This window comes from Pedobacter frigidisoli, from assembly GCF_004331675.1.
In the GTDB taxonomy this organism is placed as follows: domain Bacteria; phylum Bacteroidota; class Bacteroidia; order Sphingobacteriales; family Sphingobacteriaceae; genus Pedobacter; species Pedobacter frigidisoli.
Window position 1 is genome coordinate 275,261 of record NZ_SJSN01000003.1, and the last position, 22,679, is coordinate 297,939.

Here is a 22,679-nt window from a genome sequence, read left to right on the forward strand (position 1 = left end):
TGATTTAACAACGGCAAATTAGTAAAAATCGTAACATCTTAAGCCATTTGCTCGGCCTCCATTAGAACTATTTTGGAAATATTTCTCATAACCCAAACCAATTTCCGATGTTCCGCCAGTATTGGTATAGTTAATTTTTGAGGTTGTAGCATCATGGCTAATACCCAATCTGATTTTTTCACCATTGGTTCTTCTGTTAAAAATATCGAAAATCACAGAGAACACTATGGCATCATTTCCGGCCGAATTTCCATCATTGCGGTACCAGATCCCGGCGTTTACTCCAGCATATTTATATTGCGTTCCAATACTGTAAGACATTACATTTTGCTGTTTATAGGCTACAAAAGATGGAATTAAGTAACTGCCGTCTCTGTCATACTGATCGGGAATAAGTGTGAGTTTATAACTTAGATTACCAGAAATACGAAGTGGCAATTTTGCTTGAAAGCCAGAAAGCGATTCATCGGGGCGGTTAATGTGGTGTGCTGCAACGCCCATCATAAATTTACCGTAAACCAAATTTGTTCCGGCATTGGCATCGAGATAAAAACGACTATCTATACTTGGCCTTTCTGCACCCGAAACACTTCCAGGAATATATCCAGTACTTATACCAATCTGATCTCCAAAAACCAATTTATCCCAATTTAATTTTTGATTGGTAACTCCAGCCTGCAAACCAAACGACAGCGTAAAATCATCGCCACCAATAATGTAAGAATAACTGGCCGCTATGTTATTTTTTACTAAATAAGCTGTTCCCTCGCTACTGCGATTAAAAATTAAGCCTATTCCACTATTGATACTCTGTAGATTCAAATCTCCTGAAGCACTCATATAAGAAAAATCGCTTGCTAAACCTGTCCACTGATTTCTATATAAGGCATTAAACCTAATATCGCCCTCAAATTGCCCAGTAAGTGCAGGATTTAAATAAATGGGTGCATTGTAAAATTGCGAGTAAATGTGGTCCTGCCCAAATAAAGCTATGGGAACCATCATTACAAGCATAAATAATATCCTCCTCGTCATCATCATCTAATCAAATATATTACACCCGTTTTCTTTGGTGGAGATGAATCGTATGTCATTCCTTTCCAATCGCTTCCATTAATAAACCTGATGTCTATTTTCCAATAATAAACACCCTGTTGTTGTTCTTCTCCCTTATAGGTTCCATCCCATCCCTCTAGTGGCGCTCCATCATCAAGTTTGGTGGTTTCCCAAAGTAGTTGCCCCCACTTGTTAAAAATTGTCATGTGCCATTCTTGAATTCCCCTACCTTTAGCCATAAAGGTTCGTAGTTCGTTTTTTGCGCTTGCTGGCATAAATGAATTCGGAAGATTTAAGAACCCAGGAACACCAACTATTCGAACAGTTTGAAAAGTGGATGAAGAACATCCCTCTTTATTGAAAGTCTTTAATGTTACGGTATAAGTCCCATCTTCTGCATAGGTGTGATTCGGGTTTTGCAAAGATGATACTGCGCCATCGCCAAAAGTCCATTCCCAGCTTGCAGAACCTATACTTGTATCCCGAAACCCAAAAGTATAATTTGGAATGGATATTTCGTTTCCTGGTGTAACTGAAAATGCAGCAACCGGAGGAGCAACAACTTTAATGTAATTGGTTAATGTAGCCGTATTGGTACAACCTAATGCACTCGTTGTTTTTAGGGTAACTGAATAATTATTTCCTGCACCTGTGAATGTGTGCGTAGGCTCAAATTCTTGTGAGGTTGTGCCATCACCAAAATCCCAAACATAACCAATTGCACTTTTACTTAGGTTTTTGAACTTTACGATAAGGCCATCGCAACCGCTGATTTTATCTGATGTAAAACTAACTGTAGGTTGCTCGTAAATGGTAACTGTTTCTGTTGTAAAATTAGTAGAGCAATCATTGTTGGCATCTAAACGAATGGTGTATTTACCCGCCTTAGTAAACGTATAAGGATATACACCGATTGTATTTGAAGTGGCAGTACTTATTTCACCCGTAGTTTCATTTGTGAAAGTATAAATAAACAAACTTGCTCCGCTGGTATTGTTTACAAAATTTACCGTAAATGGCGCACAACCTGTTTTCTCATTTCCGTTGATTACCAATTCAGGGACAATGTTATTTGGAGACACTTTAATTGTATAATCTGATGTGCTGGTTCCGCATTGGTTTACTGCAGTCATTACAACCTTAAAATCTTTTATAGTTAAAGTATTAAAAATATGATTAACACTACTTCTATCGGTTTTCACTAATGGCGGCGAACCATCACCAAAATCATAAGTATAAACCGTACCTGCACTTTCTGGAGAAGTATTGCTGAAGTTTACTGTAAATGGCGCACAGCCAACCGTTTTATCGGGAGAAAAAATAGAAACTGCTTTTGCCTTTACTAAAACTGTTGAGGTTTTGATAATGGGATCGCCGCAGGGTGTTAAGGTTTCTAACGTAATCGTATAGGTAATATCCTTTCCTGTAGGATCTGCCGGAAATGTAATAATTGGTGGTTGCGCCTGATTTGAACTCGCAATATCTCCGAAATTCCATTTAAAGGTTGCTTCAGTTAGCGAGCTTGATGTATTCGTAAAGGTAACGGCAACCGGCCCACATCCACCAGTTGTATTTTGGGTAAAAGATGGTGTAACAATTGGTGGAGTAGAAAAAGTATGGCTCATCTCATCACTACTACAACCCAAGCTACTGGTAGTTACAAGCTTAATTACCACAGCTTGATTTTCAGTTGGCAAATTGTAACCTGGAAATGTAGCACCTGTTCCAATCTGAATGTTATTAGCAAACCAAGTGTAAGAAGCATTTCTATTTGGATAGAGCACAGCAGCAATATTTGAAGCGGTTAGTTGAAAAGGTGCACACACTTTATCTTGAGTAAAAGTAAATTCTGCCTTGGCTGGCGGATTTACGGTTAACTTAATTTGATTACTGAAAATATTGGAGCAAGGCCCGCTAGCAATCGAACGCCTGTAATAAATGGTTACCGTTGGAATTGGTGGCGCATAACTTACCGCATTAGCTCCCAGAACATCAACCCAGGTAGTTCCGTTTAAACTCGACTGCCATTGATAAATATAAATTCCACTTCCGCCAGCTGGCGTAGAGCCCGTTAGCGGTGCGGCGGCTCCACCCAGGCAAATCTGTTGATCTGCAGAAATGGTATTATTGGTTAAACCCGGGAGAACATTTACCTGAACAGCATTGCTTATTGATGTACAAATGGTACTATTCACCAGTCTTCTGTAATAAGTTGAAGAATTTACAGCTAGTGTTAAATCCTTGTTTATTGCTGGAGACACATTACTCCATGTGCTTCCGTCAGCGCTGCTTTGCCACTGAAAAGTGAAAGAACCCGTTCCTCCTGTAGGTACATCTCCCATAATCGTAATGCTTTGCCCTGAACAAATTGGTATTGCTGATGCCGAAATATAATTGGTTACAGGAGAAAAATAAGTAATCGTAGTTTCTGATGATGATGGCGGGCAACTTCCGAACCCTGAAATTGTCCAACGAAATTTATAGGTTTGCCCAGGAATTAATCCAATTACACTGGTATTAAATAGTGTGGCATCTGTAATGGTAATTCCTGCTTGTCCAGAAATTAGCGCCCATAATCCGGTATTTGGTGATGGGTTATTTCCACTTAGGGTTACACCATTTCCGCTACATAAATTTTGATCGATCCCTGCGTTTGCGGCTACCGTCCCAGGATTTACAGTAATTGTGGTAACGGTTGATGTAGCTTCTGCACAAACTCCACTTTGCAAAACAGCTCGATATAATGTGGTAGTTGTTAATCCTGTAAACACAAATGGATTAGTTGTAGAAACCACAGTAGACCAAGTTAAGCCATTATCAACAGAGCGTTCCCATCTTACAATATTCCCAACCTGACCAGTTAAGCTTATACTTCCGCCATTTGACCCAGAACAAACAGTTGCATCGCCACTGCTTGTGCCGCCCACACTTATCGGACTAACGGTAATTTGTACATCATCACTGGTAGTGGAACATCCAGCATCACTGATTGTCCAGCGTAATACGTAAACATTGCCTGGCTGCAGACCAGAAAGAATAGTGTTATTTTTCGTGTCGTCGGCAAAACTGATTGAGGTTGGAGCAGAAACGATTGTCCACTTTCCATTGCCGACAGCTGGAATATTACCCTTTAAAGTATAGGTTGCTGAATTACAAATCGATTCATCGAGACCTGCATTTGCGAGAGTTGCACTTGGCAAAACCGTAATGGTAATAGTGGTTGGTACACCCGTGCAATTGCCAGATGATAATGGAACAATGGTATAAGTTACCGTTCCAGGTACAACACCTGTGTTGGTTAAAACATCATTAATTACTGTTCCTGGTCCAGCTGTTATACGGTTGCTATTTCCTGTAATCGAACCTGTAACCACACTTGTATAAGTATAGTTTGCTCCCGATGTATTAGATGATAGCGTGATGGCTGATGATGATTTATTACAAATTGATAAACTCGGTGCTATTGCTGTAGCGCTTGGATTTGGGTTTATTACAACGAATAAACTAAATGGCGTACCGAGGCAACCATCTTTTTGAGGTGTTATAACATAGGTTACACTTGCATCAGCATTTGCATCGGTATTTGTAATCACATCGTTAATATCACCAGAGCCTGAAGCGGAATATCCAGTTGCACTTGCTGTGCCCGTTGCAGTCCAGTTATACGTAACGCCCACTACTGCCGAAATTGGTTTGTAGGCAACCATTTTACCGGTACAAATAGTTTTACTTGCGGCACTAGTAAGGTTAATATTTTCCTTAATCCTTAAAATGATATCATCACTTATTTCATTACAAGGTGCACTTAACGAGGTAGTAGCTTTTAACTGCAAAGTTACTATACCACTCGCTTTCTCAGCTGCTGTAGGTGTATAAACGGCATTCAAATCATTTCTATTGGGAGAAAAGTTTCCTAAACCGCCAACCCAACTTTGTGATGTGGTTGTGCCCGAAATTGTTCCTTTTAAAGGGAAGCTTATATCGTTGAAGCAAATATTTTGATCGGCCCCTGCATTTACCACTGGTGCTGTGCTAAACGTTAATTTTTGGGTACGCGTAATTGTTCCGCAATTATTTGTATGAGTTACCGAAATGGTGTAGGTATCGTAGCTATCAAACTTTATTGATGGGTATTTAGTATTTGCTGTTGTGCCTCCGGTAAAGCTAAAAGTTCCTGATCCCGCAGGTGTAACTGTCCATGTATAAGTACCCGCTAAATCCTGGGCCGTTCCGGCAATGGTTGTTTTGGTAGGACCAGAGGTTGTATTATTAAAATCGTAAGTGGCCAGATTACATAAAATAACATCTGGAGAAAGCGTTGCAATGGGAGTTGTATTAACCACAACAGTTTGAGGTGCGGTAGTAACTAATCCACATGATGGTGTGTTAATCCCCAAAGTTATGGTGTAGGTTCCAGATGTTGTAAAGTTAAATTCTGGTTCCTTACTTGCTGCATTTGTACCGTTAGCAAAAGTTACTGTTGGAGTAACTGTCCAAACGTAAGAGTTTGCAAGGTTACAAATATTATCAAGCACAGAGCTATCAGTTGGCTTTAGGGTTGAACCCGCACAAATTAAGGTTGTAGGCAAAGTAAAAGCTGGCTTTGGCGGATCCTGAATACAGATTTTAAATTCAATCGGATCAGCATTACAAGAACCCGAACTGCTCGATTCTAAACGAATGGTGTGCTCTCCATTGGTGATAAACTTGGTTACCAAACTAAAGGATCTTGGTTTATTTACTTCCCTAATTACACCATCTATAAACCAATTATAGGTTACCATGTTTGGCGTACAGGCTGGTGTATTGGTGTTTGGATCCTCTCCAAGAACAGAAGTATTTGTAAAGGTAATATCAGTATTGGTACAGCCTGAGGTACCCGAAGAAATTGAATTTACTGGCTTTACAACAACCTTTGCCGATGAGGAAACTGGCGTACCTACATTACCGCAAAAAGCATTCGATACATTTATGGTAACATCGAAAGCATTATAAATAGTACCAGCACTTGTTGTCGAGACATTTCCGCATGAAGATTTAGTGTAGGCATGTTGAACTTTACCACCATTAGCCCTAATATCACAAAGTGTGTAAACTGATGTGCTTTGATCGCCCCAGGTAATGGTGTAAATATCTCCAGGAAAGTTATTCTGAATACCTGCTGAGGATGTGATATCAACGTTAAAGGTTAAAAAACCCATTGGCAAACAAACAATGTTATTCCCTGTGGTTCCAAAGGCTGTAATACTTCTATTGTTAATTAACAAATATGCTTTTGTTCCAATTGTACCATTTGGCATAACCGCCTTGGCGATGATGGTATAATGTGCAAGCTGGGCTGTAAAATTTTGAATTGCTGTAGGGAAAGGAAGTAAGGTTGGTGCGCCACCATTTACCTCATCTGTAATACTGGCGGTTACCGTACTGGATGAGGTAGACTCGTTTGTTAAATAAGTGATATTATCTGCTTTACTGATACAGGTTCCGAAAGTTTCAGTGTTGCTTGCAGTTAAATAATTAGATGTAAGTTTTGCTTCAACCGAGGTACCTGCCCTTACCTCAAATGGTCCAGATTCTGTACTTACAGCCGCTGGGCTGGTTGCCTTAACCCTAACTTTATAACCTGTTCCTGCTGGTGTACCCTTGGGAATTATACCATTAACATAGGTACTGTAAAATCCGGTATAACTACCAATTAAGGTTTCAGAACCAAAACTTCCATTCTGATCGGATAGATATAACTCAAATTTATTTCCGGGAATTGCACAATTTGAGCCTGCATTAAAGGGCACGCCTATGGTACTTCCTGGCGTAAATGGACCTGCATCAACTGCACCAACATTTATTTGTGCAGAACTTGCGGATGTATAAAATAGTACCCCACAAAAGAGGGCAAAAAAAAGCCATTTCCTTTTACAACGAATCTTCATAAATCTCTAACACTGGGAATGATTTTATTGGGTTCGAAAGCGTTTGTTTGGTGAACTTTGGCTTTTAAACACACTACTCAATTATGTGTAGTGGTGTCGATCTACGATGCTTCAATAAATATCAACCGTAAAGTAAGTAATTTTTGCATTACACTTCTAGAAATTTACACCAACATTAACTAAATGAATAGGTTATAAAACCAAATGATGGCTTTAGGATATTCAAAGGCATAAAAAAACCTCCAAGGCATGCATGCCTTGGAGGAATATTTTTACACGAAAAAATTTCGCTTAAAAGATAGATGGTACGATTTACATCATGCCGCCCATGCCACCTCCGCCACCCATAGGAGGCATAGAAGCGCCACCTTCTTCAGGTTCGTCTGCTAAAACAACTTCTGTTGTTAATAACATCGCTGCGATAGATGCTGCATTTTCTAATGCTACACGACTTACTTTAGTTGGATCGATAACACCAGCACCAATTAAGTTTTCGTATACGTCAGTACGAGCATTGTAACCGAAATCGCCTGTTCCTTCTTTAACCTTTTGAACTACGATAGAACCTTCAATACCTGCGTTTTCGCAAATTTGACGTAATGGCTCTTCAATAGCACGACGGATAATCTGAATACCAGTGTTTTCATCTTCATTAATTCCTTTTAAATCAGCTAAAGCCTCAACCGCACGGATGAAAGCAACACCACCACCAGCAACAATACCTTCTTCTACAGCTGCACGAGTTGCATGTAAAGCATCATCAACACGGTCTTTTTTCTCTTTCATTTCAACCTCACTAGCTGCACCTACGTAAAGAACCGCAACACCGCCAGCTAATTTAGCCAAACGCTCTTGTAATTTTTCTTTATCGTAATCAGATGTAGTTGTATCTATTTGTGCCTTAATTTGGCTAACACGAGATTTAATATCATCAGAATTACCAGCACCGTTGATTACAGTTGTATTGTCTTTATCAACAACAACTTTCTCAGCAGAACCTAAGTAAGTTAAATCAGCATTTTCTAACTTATAACCTCTTTCTTCTGAAACCACGATACCGCCAGTTAAGATTGCAATGTCTTCTAACATAGCTTTTCTTCTATCACCAAAACCTGGAGCTTTAACCGCAACAACTTTTAACGAACCACGGATTTTGTTTACTACCAAAGTAGCTAAAGCTTCACCATCTAAATCTTCAGAAATGATCACTAAAGGTTTACCAGTTTGAACAGTTTTTTCTAAAACTGGCAACAATTCTTTCATGTTGCTAATTTTTTTGTCGTAGATTAGAATGTAAGGATTTTCTAATTCCGCTTCCATTTTATCTGCATTGGTAACAAAGTATGGAGATAAATAACCTCTATCAAATTGCATACCCTCAACAGTTTTAACTTCAGTTTCAGTACCTTTTGCTTCTTCAACAGTAATTACACCATCTTTACCCACTTTGCTCATTGCCTCAGCAATTAACGAACCGATTACCTCATCATTGTTTGCTGAGATAGATGCAACTTGTTTGATTTTGTTGTTATCATCACCAACAGCTTGAGATTGTGCTTTTAAGTTAGCAACAACAGCAAGAACTGCTTTATCAATACCACGTTTTAAATCCATTGGATTTGCACCAGCAGCAACATTTTTAATACCAGTAGTAATAATCGCTTGAGCTAAAACTGTAGCAGTTGTAGTTCCATCACCAGCAATATCTGCTGTTTTAGAAGCTACTTCCTTAACCATTTGAGCGCCCATGTTTTCAACCGCATCTTTCAATTCGATTTCTTTTGCAACCGTAACACCATCTTTGGTAATTGCTGGTGAACCGAACTTTTTATCGATGATTACGTTACGACCTTTTGGGCCTAAGGTTACTTTTACTGCATTTGCAAGAATATCAACACCTCTTTTCAGGGCATCGCGTGCTTCTACGTTATATTTTACTTGTTTTGACATTTTGTTTTTGAATTTTGAATGATTGTATGAGAGAATGATTGAATGTTCATTCCTCAAATTCTTTATAATTATTTATTTGACCTATGCTGAATTCACTCATTCGAAATTCAGTCATTCAATCATTAATTATCCTACAACAGCGTAAATATCTGTTTCACGCATGATTAGGTAATCTTGGCCTTCGTAAGGGAATTCGGTACCACCGTATTTACCATAAATAACAACATCGCCAACTTTAACGGTAGCTTTTTTACCTTCAGAATCTTCTTCAGAAACAGAAACTACAGTTCCTTTAGATGGTTTTTCTTTAGCAGTATCAGGGATATACAAACCCGATGCAGTTTTTTCTTCTGCCGCAGCCGGTTCTACGATTACTCTGTTCGAACTGCCAGCAATTGGTTTAAGGTTTAACGCCATAACTTTTATTATTTTTTATTTTGATTTAAGTTTTTTACTACCCATACAATTAACACTTTTTGTGCCAATAGGTTTAGAGGGACAAATTTTCACCAAACTGTCAAAAACGCTACCCCAAATAAGAATGCTCGTGTCAGCTTGGCAGAGAAGATTTGTGTTAAATGTCAAATAAAGATTTTCATCCAAACCAAATTATAGGCATCCGTCATTGCGAGGCACGAAGCAATCTCAATGCGATAGGTTGGTTAGCGAAAGTTTTAGGATTGCTTCGTGCCTCGCAATGACGGAAATGCGTCAGAATGTACCGTCTAAATTAATACTTAATAAAGCTTTTGAAAAGGACTATAACAATGATACTACCACAAAAAAGCCGTCAACCCTAAACCAAAGGTGATGTGGTTAAACTTTACTTTTTCGCTTCCTTGGTTTTTAAAAGTGTAATTTCCATCTGAATTAATTTGGTCGATAACATCTACAGTGAAGTCATTATTGGAATCGAAATAACTTACGTAAGCTTTAACACCAGGATTTCGTTTCACTTGTTTTTGAATACCCAATCCTGCCGACCAACTAAAGGCCGATTCTGGTTTATAGCGAAAAAACGGCAACTCTTTCCCCTTAAAAAGGTCTTGATAGTCCTCCTTGATGTTCAAAATTACTTCGCCTTGCGCACCTGCTGATGTACCACCGTTAAGCTTTCCAGTTATGAACCAATTTTTAGGAAGTGGAATGCTAAAGTTGGCTGGGTATAAAACCTATCACTCACAGTTAATATATCTGGATCGGCAAAATCGAGTTGATCATCATTCATTGGAAAGCTCGAGAAAGCAAACTCGGCACCAATGCCCACATTTTTAGAAAAAAACCAAGCACCTTCCAAGCCAAAGTTAAAGCCAGTTTTGGCGTAAAGGCCACTGTTTTTATCTGTTAAATCTTTGCTTAATGCTTCCGCATAGTCCAAACGAAGTTCGATGAAGCTGGGGTTTAAATGTACTGGAATCGGGTTATTATTTAATTTAATGTGCTCACCATGTTCTTTGAAAATTCTATCGGCAATAACATAACCAACCTCGGTTGATAAAATTCCAATTCCGGCGCCAGCCAAAACATCCGAAATCCAATGTCTATAGTTAAGTTCTCTGCCCACTGCTGTTGCGGTTGCCGCGGTGTAGGCACCAATACTGTAAAGTGGAGATCGATATTGCCCATACTCTTTGTGTAAGAATGTAGCATTCATAAACGAATTGGCCGTATGGCCGGATGGAAAAGAATTATGAGTGCTTCCGTCTGGTCGCTCCACCTTCGCCGTGTATTTAACCGTATTTACAACCGAGGCCATAATTACAGCAGAAAAAGCATAAGAAACTAACGCTCTTCCAATTTTATGCTTGCCCTTTATCCCTGCCGCATTTAGGGCAAAAACCGTTGCCACTGGCGCATATTGCAGGTAATCATCATAGTGATATCTAAAAGTTGGGAGATAGCGATTTCGAAGTTCTCGCACATCTTTTCTAACACCCCAAGTAGCGGCACTACCTGCCAATAATAGAACTGGAACGGAAGAGATTCGCACCGCTTTCGACTTAAAGAAGTTATCCTTTACAATGGTGCTGTCGATAATCTCAATTTGTTGTGAATAGGAATTTTGGGCAATTAAAAAAGTCAATATCGTACCCAAGAGAAATGAAGAGCATTTTTCATATTGAGGAAGCCTAATCAGAAGACCTTTATCTAAGATTAAAGATAATAATTTTTACTTTTTCACAGAATAGAAAAACTGATTTAATAAATTTTAAGATTGTTATAAACCAAAAAAGCTTTCCCTTTTGAGGGAAGCTTTTAAAATTAATGCTTTACGATTAATTATTTCTTTGTAGTATCTGCTGGTGCAGGTGCTACAGGTTTAGTACTATTTAACCCGCCACCAAGTGGAGATGGTGATGGTGTTTTATCTAAACGTTCTTGAATAGCTGAGTTACCAACCGCTGTTGCGCCACCACCAGTTTTAGCAATGGTAGTAATTGATAATGTTAAAACAACAATCGCTGCTAACAATATCCACGATCCTTTTTCTAAAACATCACCAGTACGTTGTACACCAAACATATTGCTTGTACCGCCACCAGCCGCTAAACCACCACCTTTAGGATTTTGTATCAATACAAATAAGCCTAAAGCTACACACACAACAATTAATAAAATGATCAAAAAGGTTACCATGGCAATATTATATTTTAAAATTTCTTTTCTATAGATTGGATAAGGTCGGCAAAGTAACCACTTTTTTCTGGATATTTCAAACTTAATTTTTTATAAGTATCTATGGCTTTGTGGTAAAGCATTTGCTCGATATAAATTTTGGCCAAAGTTTCAGAAACCAAGTCGTAACGGTCTTCTGCACTCTTTTTCGCTTTGTTCTCGTTATCGATCTGCTCTGGTTTTGGTGGTTTTATTGTTGGGTCTTCCTTTAAAAACTTATCGATAATCTCTGCTCCCTTTGCATCCTTAACCTCTCCGTTAGGATATTCGGCCAAGTGATCTGCAACCTCGAACGGTGTTTGAATATGAAAGATATGCTCTACAAACTGCTGTTGAAACTCAGCACGATTTTGTTGTTGCGTTGGCTGAGTTTGCTTTTTTGCCAAACCTGGCTTTGGTTGAGCATAAGGCTGAAAAATTTGTTCATGCTCCTTACGTGTTTTAGCCAACCACCATAAAAAGGTATAAGGTAATTGATCGTCATCGTATTTAGAAACGCGATGAAGTTCAGGCTCATCGGGAACAACAGTTTCTATGTGCGGTGCTTCTACAACAACGTCTGTGCTCAATTTTTGCTCAAAAGCGAAGAAATCTGAGGCAGCAATGCTTTCAATAAAAGAATCTTCCTCAACGGGCAAATCCATTAAATGGCTATCGATGCCTGGTAAATTATTCGGCGTTTCTATATTAATGGGCTGGGTAATATTTGGTACCGAAACCTCATTTGGTTCGCCAATTTCATCAAAAATCTCTTGCTCATCTTGGCTACTTTCCGCATCAATCTCAGCAAAAGCACGCTCATCTTCAAGCGCTGTTATTTCTTCCACATCTTCTTTTATCGAAACCATATTCAACACATGGAACAGCACATTTCCCTGACTATATAAAGCCGCTTTAGGAATAAATGAAGCTTCGGCTTTTGCCAACAACAAATGAATGGGCTGGGCATAAGGATATAAGGCTGCCATTTCCTTTAACATGGGTACATGCTCTGGCCCAACCTTTCCGGGTTGTGCAAGTAAATTTGCCAGTAGCTTATTGTTATCCATTATCGAGGTTTGCCGCTAAGTTAAAAAATGTAGGCGGTTTTTTGAAAAACTTTGTCTAAGATCACTTAGATTATTACCATTGCGCAAAAGCTCTGTTGAAAATATCTTCCGTAAGCTGTTTGTTAATATTTTCAATTGCGCCAGGCAATAAAGATTGTATCGGCGCACCAGCCAATGGAAAATCGAAGTTACGCGTAAAACTTTCCTCGAAGCTATTTTTAGTGCCGGGTTTATCTAAAGTACTCGTGTATTTAACAGATATTGTAATGGTTAGTCTGTTTGCCCCAGCGGTAGGTGTAGTGCTAGATTGTAGCGCTACCGGTTTAATGTCGTAACCTGTAATTCTTCCCTCGAAAGTTGCATCGGCCTCATTGGTAACTAAACTTAGGTTGGTTTGATTACGAATTCTGGTTTTTAAAGCCTCGGTAAATTGATTGCTTAAGGTAGGTATAACCAATGGCGCATTATTTTCAAATACCCTCACATTTACCGTTTTTAAACCTACGGTAGAAGCTCCGCTAAACTTGTAAGAACAAGCGTTAAGCGCAATCGCGATTAGGATTAATGTGAATAATTTTATTTTCATAAAGGCTAAATTAGAGCTTGATTTCTTAATCACAATACGCAACTTATAAATTTAATTCTTTTATCTTTCGGTAGAGCGTACGTTCAGATATTCCAAGTTCTTGTGCTGCAAATTTACGCTTGCCCTTATGTTTTTTCAATGCTTTTTTTATCAGGTCAGATTCCTTATCAATTAGTGATAAAGATTCTTCAACCTCTTCTGCATCATGAGCAAAGTAATCGGCATTGCCATTATTGTTGTTATTATTACTACCGTTTGGTGTTGGCTGCTGAATGGTAAAGGCATGTTCTTGGCCAGCTGGCAATTCTACGTCTCTGTAGAGTTGATTGATGTACTGTGGATTATCAGCCAAAACCGTTGCCGTATTTCCACCATGTTGAATGATTTCTGCCACCAATTTTTTAAGCTCCACCATATCCTTTTTCATATCGAAAAGCACCTTGTACAAAATATCTCTTTCTGTAAAATCTTCTTTCGATTGAGAATTGATAGTCATTGGCAAGTTACTGCCAGCTTCATTTGGAATATAGTTTAAAATTGCCTGTCCGGTTACGTTTCTTTCTTTCTCTAAAACGCAAATTTGCTCGGCGATATTCTTTAACTGTCGAACATTACCCGGCCAGCTATAATTGGTTAAAATTTGTACTGCATCTGGCTCTAAATGCAAAGCCGGACTGCGATATTTATCACTAAAATCGGCAGCAAACTTTCTAAACAATAAATAAATATCCTCTTTACGCTCATGCAAAGCAGGAATGCGCAATGGAACAGTATTTAATCTGTAGTATAAATCTTCACGGAATTTTCCGTTTTTAACGCGGTTATAGACATCAACATTGGTGGCTGCGATAATCCGAACTTCTGTTTTTTGAACTTTTGATGAACCAACGCGTAAATATTCGCCACTTTCTAAAATCCTCAACAAACGGGCCTGAGTACCCAAAGGTAATTCGGCAACCTCATCTAAGAAAATTGTTCCGCCGTTGGCAACTTCGAAATAACCTTTACGGGCTTCGTGTGCTCCTGTAAACGAACCTTTCTCGTGGCCAAATAATTCTGAATCGATTGTTCCCTCAGGAATGGCGCCACAATTTACGGCAATAAAAGGCCCGTGTTTGCGGGCACTCATTTGATGGATAATTTGCGAGAAAACCTCTTTACCACTTCCACTTTCACCAGTAATTAACACCGACATATCGGTTGGCGCTACCTGGCTTGCAATATCGATGGCACGATTAAGTAACGGCGAATTGCCAATAATACCGAACCGCTGTTTTATATTTTGTGTATCCATTTATTAGTATTGAGTATCAGGTATCAAGACTGGGTATTTAATCAGACCAGCTCCGTCATTGCGAGGCACGAAGCAATTTTACTACTTGAGGTTTAGAGCGACCGCATTAGGATTGCTTCGTGCCTCGCAATGACGAAACCTTAAACTATTCTTCCAATCAGCGTAGCTGATGTGCATTTTTCAATTAATACGTTTGCGTACTGGCCAGGCTTAACACCATCAATTGCAGGGAAAATTGCCATTGCTCCGCTATCTCCTCTTCCACAATAATCCTGGTCAGATTTTTTTGATGTTCCCTCGATTAACACACGAACCGTTTTGCCAATCCATTCTTGCAAACGCAATAATGAATGCGCTTGTTGCTTAGCTAAAATTTCGGCCAATCTGCGTTTTTTAACTTCTTCGGGAATATCATCTTCTAGCTTACGGGCGGCCAATGTTCCTGGTCTTTCAGAATAAGTGAAATTATAGGCAAAATCATATTTCACGTAATCCAACATGCTCAAAGTATCCTGATGTTCTTCTTCAGTTTCGGTGCAGAAACCTGCGATGATATCGGTAGAAATTGCACAACCTGGAATAATATTTTTAATCGCATCAATACGATTGATATACCATTCACGGCTATAAGTTCTGTTCATTAAATCCAAAATACGTGTATTTCCCGATTGAACAGGCAAGTGAATATAATTGCAAATGTTATCGTATTTGGCGATGGTATATAAAACCTCATCGGTAATATCTTTCGGGTGCGAGGTAGAGAAACGAACTCTTAAATCAGGATTTATCAACGCTGTTTGTTCCAGCAATTGAGCGAAATTCACCGTTTCAGTTCCATCTTCCGAAGTCCAAGTGTAAGAATCTACGTTCTGCCCCAAAAGTGTAACCTCACGATAGCCGGCCTCAAATAAACTTTGTGCTTCTGCTACAATCGAATGTGCATCGCGACTGCGTTCTCTGCCACGAGTAAATGGTACCACACAGAACGAACACATATTATTACAACCACGGGTAATCGAAATAAAAGCAGTAATTCCGTTGCTGTTTAAACGAACCGGGCTAATATCTGCGTAAGTTTCCTCTCGAGATAAAAGTACATTAACGGCTTTATGGCCACTTTCTACCTGCTCAATTAGGTTAGGCAAATCACGATAAGCATCCGGCCCAACAACTACATCTACCAAACGTTCTTCCTCTAAAAACTTAGATTTTAAACGTTCTGCCATGCAGCCTAAAACCCCAACAATCAACTTCGGATTACGACGCTTTTCTACCCCAAATTGCGACAAACGATTCCTTACCCTTGTTTCTGCATTCTCACGAATGGAGCAAGTGTTGATGAAAATTACATCTGCTTCGTGGTAATCGCCAGTAGTCTCAAAACCTGTTTCAGAAAGGATAGAAGCCACAATTTCACTATCAGCGAAGTTCATTGCGCAACCATAACTTTCGATGTATAATTTACGGGCATCAACTTTTATAGGCGTATCTAAAATTAAAGCTTCGCCTTGTCTGGTCTCATCGTGCGTCTTATCCTGTACTTGTAAATCAATCATTATTTAAAAACTTTTGGGGATTGCAAAAATACATAAATAAAATTAAAAGTGACAAATTGACATATTTAGTTTAAATGTTTACAAATCGATTATTTTAATGACCTTGTTCGTTTAAACAAATGGCAATGAATTGGCTGTAAAACTATTCTAAACCGAGCAACTTGCCTGTAAAATTCATTGCCGTTGACTTCAGTCAACGGAACCGTTACACATGCTAATTACCGTAAAATGATTTGGAAATTAATTCTCCGGTTTCTATAGTGGTCTGCAGCCCCGCTATCCCTACTGCCGTGAAAAACGGCATTCGTACTATCGGGTTTATGAACAAAGGTTTTCATATACCATCAAAAAAAACCAAATGAACCGTAAGTCAAAGTTTTAAAATTAGCACCAATTTAAGTTTGCATCGAATTTTTACCTCACCCTATCAAAGTTTTTGCATTGGCAACTATTATGCTGTCCCTCCCGATGTAAAATCGGGAGGGATTTAATGGACAGTGAATAATACACATTGGCTCAAGCACAGTCTCAATTTCCCCTCTATCCAAGGAGAAAGATGCAATGCCAAACAATAACCATTACCGTTCATAGGGTGAGGTTTAGCTCAAAACACTTGGGTGAACAAAATTTTATTCTGCTTTAAAATGGTTCTCTTTATTAATAATAAATCCTCGATGAAATATATGCAGGGGTGAACAATCGCCCGTAAATTCATTGCCGTTCACTTCAATCAACGGAACATACATTAAAAAACCTTTCTAGCCACTATCTGTTATTAAGCAATAACTTATAAAAATGACAGCTCAAAAAAGAAGCCGGATTTGGATTTGGATAGGAAGCATTTTCGGTGTGCTAATTTTAATTTTAGCATTTGGCGCAATGTATTTAAGCGCCAAATGGAAGCCGCTACTCACCGAAAAAATAAAGGCTGGCGTTTACAATGGCTCGCATCATTTATATAAAATAGATTTCAAAAGCATCAATTTAAATTTAATTACCGGCAGTGTGGCGCTTCGTGAGGTTACGCTTACGCCAGATACATTAGTGTTCGATAGTTTGAAAACATTGAAGCTTGCTCCCGCACACACCTTTGAAATCAAGCTAAAAAAATTACAGATAACACGGGTTGGCATACTAACAGCCTACTTCAAAAAGCGTGTTGACGTAAATGAAATTAGGTTGGATAAACCATCCATCAATATGGTTTTTAACAAGGTGCCTAAGAAAATTGATACCACCGAAGTTAAAAAATCGCTATACGAGCAGATATCGAAAACCTTTAAGTCTGTTCGTGTTCGGTTGGTTAAAATTGTAGATGCCGATTTCGATTACATCAATAAAAGTGGTATTAAGAAAACCAAGAACTCCATCAAACACCTGGATATTACGGTTAAAGACTTCCTATTAGATTCCTTATCAGGCAGCGATACCTCCAGGTTTTATTACACCAAAGATGTATCCTTTCAATTGGCTGGTTATAAATCCATCACCAAGGATAAAATGTATTCGATGAAAGTGGATACTATCAGCGGCTCTGCTGCCTCGAAAAAAATTACAGTGAAAGGGCTTAAATTAATGCCACTTTATCCAGAATTAACCTTTGCCAGAAAATATAAAACCCAGAAGGACCGATACAATTTAGCCTTTGATAAAATAGAGTTTAATGGTGTAGATTTTATTGGCCTAAACACCGATGAAAAATTGCATGCAAAATCGCTGAGGGTTGGACCAGCAACGGTAGAGGTCTTTATGAGCCGAGAATCTCCAGCTCCAACAGGATTGGATAAAGGTCAAAACTATCCGCATTTGGCGTTGAAGAGATTAAATCTTCCCTTAATTATCGATACCGTAAAACTTAGAAACATCGATTTAAAATATTCAGAGTATAATCCAGCAAGCAAAAAGACTGGTTCGGTAAGCTTTAAGGCATTAACAGGAAACATCCTCAACGTAACCAATGATAGTCTACGATTAGCAAAAAACAACCATGCTAAAGCCGATTTAAATTCGCTTTTAATGGGAACAGGTAAGTTTAATGTTAAAATCGATTTCAACCTGACCGACAACAATGGGGCATTTAGTTATAGCGGAACATTGGGCAAGTTCGACATGAAGCAGTTAAATTCCCTATCTAAAAACCTTGGTCTGATAGAAATCGAATCGGGAAATATTCAGCATATAGACTTTAAGGCAAATGGAAACTTAAGAACCGCAAAAGGCTCAATGAATATGCTCTATACCGATTTAAAAGTAAAACTGCTTTCGGATAATATTGATGGCGAGGGGACAAAAGAAAAAGGCTTTTTGTCCTTTTTGGCAAATACCATTCTAGTAAAGGATGAAAATCCTAAAAAGGGTGAGGCACCAAGAACAGCCACCATGACCAATACCAGAATAAATTCTGCCTCATTTTTTAACCTGATGTGGAAAACGGTTTTTGTGGGAATAAAGGATATTGTAGGTGTTGGCGTTGTTCCAGAAAAAAACCCTGTTAAACAGCAAAAAGTGATCGCGAAAAAAATTAGGGAGCAAAAAAGAGCGGATAGAAAGGCGGCCAGAATAGCCAGAAGAGAAAAAAACTAGTCAGACATTTTCTACAAATACTTTTATAAATGTATATTGCTGATAAAAACATCCCGTATTTCTTAAATGCCAGATACTAAAAGACGACGTTATAAAATTTTCAAATGGATTACGGGAACAGTACTCGCCCTTTTTATAATACTTGGTGGTATTGCATGGTTTTTAAATGTTAAATCTCGTCCGCTGCTAACCGATAGAATTAAAACGCTTCTATATAAATCTACCGATAGTTTATACACCATCAGTTTTACTAAGGTTTCTACCAATATCTTAACCGGAAATGCAACACTTCAAAATGTAAAGATTGTTCCGGATACGCACCGATTTAGAGAATTAATTACCCTGAAAAGGGCACCAAACAACCTATACACAGTCAGCTTAAAAAAGTTAGTGGTAAAACATTTTCATCCACTAACCCTTTACCGCGATCAGAAACTCCAAATAGATGAAGTGCTTTTTGATAAACCTGAGGTGGTAATGATGAACCAGCAATTTGATTTTAACGAGGGTCGTGCTCCTCGTCCAATCAAATCGCCTTACGCCATGATTGCCAAAAACCTAAAGGAATTCAGTATCAAAAATATCCTTTTTAAGGATGTAAGCTTTAAATACGTAAATAATAATATCGTTAATGCTACTCCATTTTCTATTGATGATCTTAACATCACCTTGACAGACTTATTGGTAGATTCTACATCAGCAGAAGATCCCACTCGCTTTTATTTGTTAAAGGATATTGTTATCAACCTCAAGAATTATGTTTATGCCACGCCCGATAAGATGTACAACATTAAGCTCGATAAACTTGATTTTAGGGCGACCACAGGCAAGTTAAGGATTAACAGTTTTGCATTTGAGCCGCTTTACGATGAAATGAAATTTGGCCAAGTTGAGGGTTATGCCAAGGAACGTTTCAATATAAAAATGAGCGATATCCTTCTAAACGGAATAGATCTACCGCTTTACATTAGCAAGCAGGAACTTTGGGCCAAGGAAATGGCCATTTCCAACGGACTTGTTGCGGTTTTTAATAATACAGGATTGCCCCAAAAAGCAAAGGAAAGTAAAATTGGCAAGTTTCCACATCAACTTTTGCAGTTGGTTAATGCGCCGATTTTGGTGCAGAAAATACAATTGAAAGATGTTGATATCACCTATGGGGTTTTTAACAGCGAAAGCCAGCAGCGAGGCAAGCTTACATTCGAACATACCTCTGGAACCATAAAAAACGCTACAAATCTCGAAAAAATCAAGGCTATAAATCCAGTGATGGATGTAAACCTTACTTCTTATCTTTTTGGGCAGGGCAAACTCGATCTACATTTCAAATTCGATTTAACGGCGAAAGATGGTGCTTTTGATTATGATGGCGTACTCCATAGTTTCAATGCCCGGGTTTTAAATCAAATTACCAAACCTCTGGGCCTTGTGAGAATAAACAGGGGAAGCGTAGATCAGCTTAAGTTTAACTTTAAGGCAAATGATTTGGGCGCAAAAGGCAAAGTTGCTTTCTCCTATTACGATCTTTCCGTTTCCTTAATGAAAAACGATCCGGGTAAAGATCACCTCGTAGCACGCGGACTACTCTCTATTTTGGCAAACGCCTTAATTATCAATTCAGAAAACCCTGGGCCCAATGGCAAATTGGTTACTGTAGATGTAGATTATGATCGCCCGAGCAACTCTTCCTTTTTTAATATGATTTGGAAAAGCCTTTTTATTGGCATAAAATATAGTGTTGGCATTACCGAAGAAAAGCAAACCGTAATGCGAGAACATATTGCAAATTTTAAGGCCATGCAGCAAAGTCATAGGCAGCGTAAACAGAAGAGGTTACAACGCAGACAACAAAAAGAGCAAAGAGAACAAAATGAAAAACGGTAAAACTGTAACCTTTTTATATCTTTAATATCTAAACCTTAAAATTAAAGCTATGATTATTGCCCTCATTATTATCGGAATCATCTTCCTTTTCGGAATTTTCTTTTACAATTCCCTTATCGGAAAGAGAAATCAAGTCACCAACGCTTTCTCTGCGATTGATGTAATGCTTAAAAAGCGATTTGATTTAATTCCCAACCTTGTAGAAGTAGTAAAACAATACACCAACTACGAACAAGAAACGCTTACCAAAATTGTAGAGTTAAGGGCAAAAGCCACTTCTGGAAACATCAGCGATGCTGAAAAAGCACAAATTGATAGTCAACTGAGCAGTAGTGTAAAAGGCTTGATGGTAAATGTAGAAAACTACCCAGATTTAAAGGCGAATACAAACTTCATCAATCTACAAACCACTTGGACAGAAAGTGAGGAACAAATTGCGGCTGCCCGCAGAACTTACAATTCATCCGTAACGGATTACAACAATGCCATAATGATGTTTCCTGGGAGTTTTTTTGCTGGAATGCTAAATTATCAACCTATTCCTGTATTAGAAACTGCAGCAGAAGAAAGAAAAAACATCAGCGCAAAAGATCTTTTTAACAGTTAATGCAATTCGGTATCGACACGAATGTAGCCCTGCAAAATGTATTGGCTACCATGGAAGTGGAGCGCAAAAAAATAGCCGCAGCACAAACAAAAGGCTATATTTTTCTTGGCGTTGGCGTAGTGCTAGCCATTCTTGGCTTTGCTTTGGGCTTCCCGATTCCAGCGGTTATCGGTGGCTTAATTCCCTGTATTTATGGTGGTGTTTTACTTTATCAAATTAGCGATGAATTAAGTGCTTATAAAACGGCTTATAAAAATGATGTGATTGGCGCCGCACTTAAATTTTTAGATCAAAGCCTTACCATAAGTCCTAATCAAGGCATAGATTCATCAGAATTTGTTTACACGCAGCTTTATAGCCAAGGGCCAGATCGTTACAAAACCGAAGATCTGGTTACCGGTTCTGCCGGGCAAACAAGATTCTATTTTGCAGAGGTTCATGCTGAATATAAAACGACGACGCAAACCAAGAATGGAACAAAAACGGAATGGCACGATATTTTTAAGGGAATTATTTTTGCTGCCGATTTTAACAAGAACTTTAAAGGGGTAACAATCGTTAAGCCAAAGGATTTTGGAAATGCGATAGGCGCTTGGTTCTCGAAAAATGTATTCTCATTCGGCAGTAATGATGTGGTACAATTGGAAAATCCCGATTTTACCAAGGCCTTTGTAACCTATGGAAGCGATCAGGTGGAGGCGAGATACCTTTTAACCCCTGCCATGATGGAAAGGATCTTAAAACTAAACGCACAAAGCAGCTATAGCATCACTTTATCTTTTATCGAATCGAGAATGTACATTGCTTTTCCGCTGGATAGAAATTATTTTGAAGCACCGATTTTTAAATCATTGCTTAATCCAGATGCCTTAAATGATGATATCACCACGATAAAATTTATGTATGATATTGTTAAGGAGCTAGATCTTAACACCAGAATTTGGGGGAAGAATTAATACCGCGATATTTATTTGTAAAGCAAGGGCAGTAATGCTTAGGTGAGTTTGTTCCCGCTTTTGCTCCAACAAAGCAGAAAAAGCTTTTGGTTTCCACGGCAATCGGGTTTAGTTTACTTCTGTATTGCTTCTAGGTTGGGTTTTGTATTGCCTTATGAAAAGAAATAGGCTAACTCAAATGCTTCTTAACAATTTCCTCAAGGGCAGCAATATCAAATGGCTTAGAAAGATAACTGTCAGCACCAGCTTCATCAGCAAGTGAAGAAATATCATTGTTGGCAGAGAAATAAATCACAGGAATATGTTTTAAATCAGGGTGTTGCTTCAATGCTCTAGTTGCCTGAATCCCACCTAAATCAGGTAACCAGTTATCCATAAAAATTAAGTCTGGCATATAATCCGAAACCTGTTTTTCAATATCATTAGCAGTTTCCGATGTTTTAATTTCATAACCTGCATCTTCTAAAATGAAAGTACACAAATCGAGGATATCTCGGTTATCATCAAACACAAAAACTTTCTTGGCAATTATCATATCTTCTCCTTTGGAAA

At 38.5% G+C, this 22,679-nt stretch carries 16 protein-coding genes; 4 read left to right on the plus strand and 12 right to left on the minus strand.

The features are described from left to right. Positions 1 to 18: 18 nt before the first annotated feature. The 11 genes from EZ449_RS05370 to miaB form a co-directional block, all read right to left on the minus strand. Positions 19 to 1,041: a PorP/SprF family type IX secretion system membrane protein gene (locus EZ449_RS05370; protein WP_317130424.1), complete on the minus strand. Its 1,023-nt coding sequence runs from the start codon at positions 1,039 to 1,041 to the stop codon at positions 19 to 21. Next, positions 1,038 to 6,986: a PKD domain-containing protein gene (locus EZ449_RS05375; protein ID WP_131556938.1), complete on the minus strand. Its 5,949-nt coding sequence runs from the start codon at positions 6,984 to 6,986 to the stop codon at positions 1,038 to 1,040. Before EZ449_RS05375 ends, EZ449_RS05370 begins: the two co-directional genes overlap by 4 nt. A 312-nt stretch (positions 6,987 to 7,298) precedes the next feature. Beyond that, complete coding sequence (groL, locus tag EZ449_RS05380) at positions 7,299 to 8,936, minus strand: chaperonin GroEL (RefSeq protein WP_131556939.1); 1,638 nt, start codon at positions 8,934 to 8,936, stop codon at positions 7,299 to 7,301. Positions 8,937 to 9,062: 126 nt separating this feature from the next. Then, a complete protein-coding gene (locus tag EZ449_RS05385) occupies positions 9,063 to 9,353 on the minus strand; it encodes a co-chaperone GroES (RefSeq protein ID WP_131556940.1) in 291 nt (96 codons plus the stop codon). A 356-nt stretch (positions 9,354 to 9,709) separates the two neighbouring features. Continuing rightward, positions 9,710 to 10,006, minus strand: a complete 297-nt coding sequence (locus EZ449_RS05390) for a hypothetical protein (protein WP_131556941.1) — start codon at positions 10,004 to 10,006, stop codon at positions 9,710 to 9,712. 50 nt (positions 10,007 to 10,056) lie between these two features. Then, positions 10,057 to 11,031, minus strand: a complete 975-nt coding sequence (locus tag EZ449_RS05395) for a phosphatase PAP2 family protein (protein ID WP_131556942.1) — start codon at positions 11,029 to 11,031, stop codon at positions 10,057 to 10,059. 185 nt (positions 11,032 to 11,216) lie between these two features. Then, on the minus strand, positions 11,217 to 11,573 hold the full coding sequence (gene secG / locus EZ449_RS05400; RefSeq protein WP_131556943.1) for a preprotein translocase subunit SecG: 357 nt from the start codon (positions 11,571 to 11,573) through the stop codon (positions 11,217 to 11,219). Between the two features lie 14 nt (positions 11,574 to 11,587). Further along, on the minus strand, positions 11,588 to 12,661 hold the full coding sequence (locus tag EZ449_RS05405) for a hypothetical protein (RefSeq protein ID WP_131556944.1): 1,074 nt from the start codon (positions 12,659 to 12,661) through the stop codon (positions 11,588 to 11,590). Between the two features lie 73 nt (positions 12,662 to 12,734). Further along, positions 12,735 to 13,247 (minus strand): LptE family protein, encoded by a 513-nt coding sequence (locus EZ449_RS05410; RefSeq protein WP_131556945.1) that lies wholly within the window; start codon positions 13,245 to 13,247, stop codon positions 12,735 to 12,737. Positions 13,248 to 13,290: 43 nt separating this feature from the next. Next, complete coding sequence (locus EZ449_RS05415) at positions 13,291 to 14,541, minus strand: sigma 54-interacting transcriptional regulator (RefSeq protein WP_131556946.1); 1,251 nt, start codon at positions 14,539 to 14,541, stop codon at positions 13,291 to 13,293. Between the two features lie 140 nt (positions 14,542 to 14,681). Next, positions 14,682 to 16,097: a tRNA (N6-isopentenyl adenosine(37)-C2)-methylthiotransferase MiaB gene (gene miaB / locus EZ449_RS05420; protein WP_131556947.1), complete on the minus strand. Its 1,416-nt coding sequence runs from the start codon at positions 16,095 to 16,097 to the stop codon at positions 14,682 to 14,684. Between the two features lie 795 nt (positions 16,098 to 16,892). Between miaB and EZ449_RS05425 the strand changes: the two genes are divergently transcribed. The 4 genes from EZ449_RS05425 to EZ449_RS05440 all read left to right on the plus strand — a co-directional run bounded on the left by EZ449_RS05425 (position 16,893) and on the right by EZ449_RS05440 (position 22,127). Further along, a complete protein-coding gene (locus tag EZ449_RS05425; protein ID WP_131556948.1) occupies positions 16,893 to 18,680 on the plus strand; it encodes an AsmA family protein in 1,788 nt (595 codons plus the stop codon). A 66-nt stretch (positions 18,681 to 18,746) separates the two neighbouring features. Continuing rightward, the gene (locus EZ449_RS05430; RefSeq protein WP_131556949.1) at positions 18,747 to 20,564 is read left to right on the plus strand and encodes a hypothetical protein; all 1,818 of its coding nucleotides are present in this window, start codon (positions 18,747 to 18,749) and stop codon (positions 20,562 to 20,564) included. A gap of 49 nt (positions 20,565 to 20,613) precedes the next feature. After that, positions 20,614 to 21,171, plus strand: coding sequence for a LemA family protein (locus EZ449_RS05435; protein ID WP_131556950.1), 558 nt, complete (start codon positions 20,614 to 20,616; stop codon positions 21,169 to 21,171). Then, positions 21,171 to 22,127, plus strand: coding sequence for a DUF3137 domain-containing protein (locus tag EZ449_RS05440; RefSeq protein WP_131556951.1), 957 nt, complete (start codon positions 21,171 to 21,173; stop codon positions 22,125 to 22,127). The genes EZ449_RS05435 and EZ449_RS05440 overlap by 1 nt, the downstream gene beginning before the upstream one ends. Positions 22,128 to 22,296: 169 nt before the next feature. Here EZ449_RS05440 and EZ449_RS05445 read toward each other — a convergent pair whose 3' ends face one another. Then, entirely contained in the window at positions 22,297 to 22,662 is a 366-nt protein-coding gene (locus EZ449_RS05445) for a response regulator (protein ID WP_131556952.1), read from the minus strand. Positions 22,663 to 22,679: the final 17 nt, after the last annotated feature.

What these genes read in the sequence shown, in the direction of transcription:
- EZ449_RS05440 (WP_131556951.1), top strand. Translation starts at nt 21,171, where the DNA reads ATGCAATTCGGTATCGACACGAATGTAGCCCTGCAAAATGTATTGGCT.
- EZ449_RS05425 (WP_131556948.1), top strand. Translation starts at nt 16,893, where the DNA reads ATGACAGCTCAAAAAAGAAGCCGGATTTGGATTTGGATAGGAAGCATT.
- EZ449_RS05415 (WP_131556946.1), bottom strand. Translation starts at nt 14,541, where the DNA reads ATGGATACACAAAATATAAAACAGCGGTTCGGTATTATTGGCAATTCG.
- EZ449_RS05385 (WP_131556940.1), bottom strand. Translation starts at nt 9,353, where the DNA reads ATGGCGTTAAACCTTAAACCAATTGCTGGCAGTTCGAACAGAGTAATC.
- groL (WP_131556939.1), bottom strand. Translation starts at nt 8,936, where the DNA reads ATGTCAAAACAAGTAAAATATAACGTAGAAGCACGCGATGCCCTGAAA.
- EZ449_RS05370 (WP_317130424.1), bottom strand. Translation starts at nt 1,041, where the DNA reads ATGATGATGACGAGGAGGATATTATTTATGCTTGTAATGATGGTTCCC.
- secG (WP_131556943.1), bottom strand. Translation starts at nt 11,573, where the DNA reads ATGGTAACCTTTTTGATCATTTTATTAATTGTTGTGTGTGTAGCTTTA.
- EZ449_RS05430 (WP_131556949.1), top strand. Translation starts at nt 18,747, where the DNA reads ATGCCAGATACTAAAAGACGACGTTATAAAATTTTCAAATGGATTACG.
- EZ449_RS05405 (WP_131556944.1), bottom strand. Translation starts at nt 12,661, where the DNA reads ATGGATAACAATAAGCTACTGGCAAATTTACTTGCACAACCCGGAAAG.
- EZ449_RS05375 (WP_131556938.1), bottom strand. Translation starts at nt 6,986, where the DNA reads ATGAAGATTCGTTGTAAAAGGAAATGGCTTTTTTTTGCCCTCTTTTGT.
- EZ449_RS05435 (WP_131556950.1), top strand. Translation starts at nt 20,614, where the DNA reads ATGATTATTGCCCTCATTATTATCGGAATCATCTTCCTTTTCGGAATT.
- EZ449_RS05410 (WP_131556945.1), bottom strand. Translation starts at nt 13,247, where the DNA reads ATGAAAATAAAATTATTCACATTAATCCTAATCGCGATTGCGCTTAAC.
- miaB (WP_131556947.1), bottom strand. Translation starts at nt 16,097, where the DNA reads ATGATTGATTTACAAGTACAGGATAAGACGCACGATGAGACCAGACAA.
- EZ449_RS05445 (WP_131556952.1), bottom strand. Translation starts at nt 22,662, where the DNA reads ATGATAATTGCCAAGAAAGTTTTTGTGTTTGATGATAACCGAGATATC.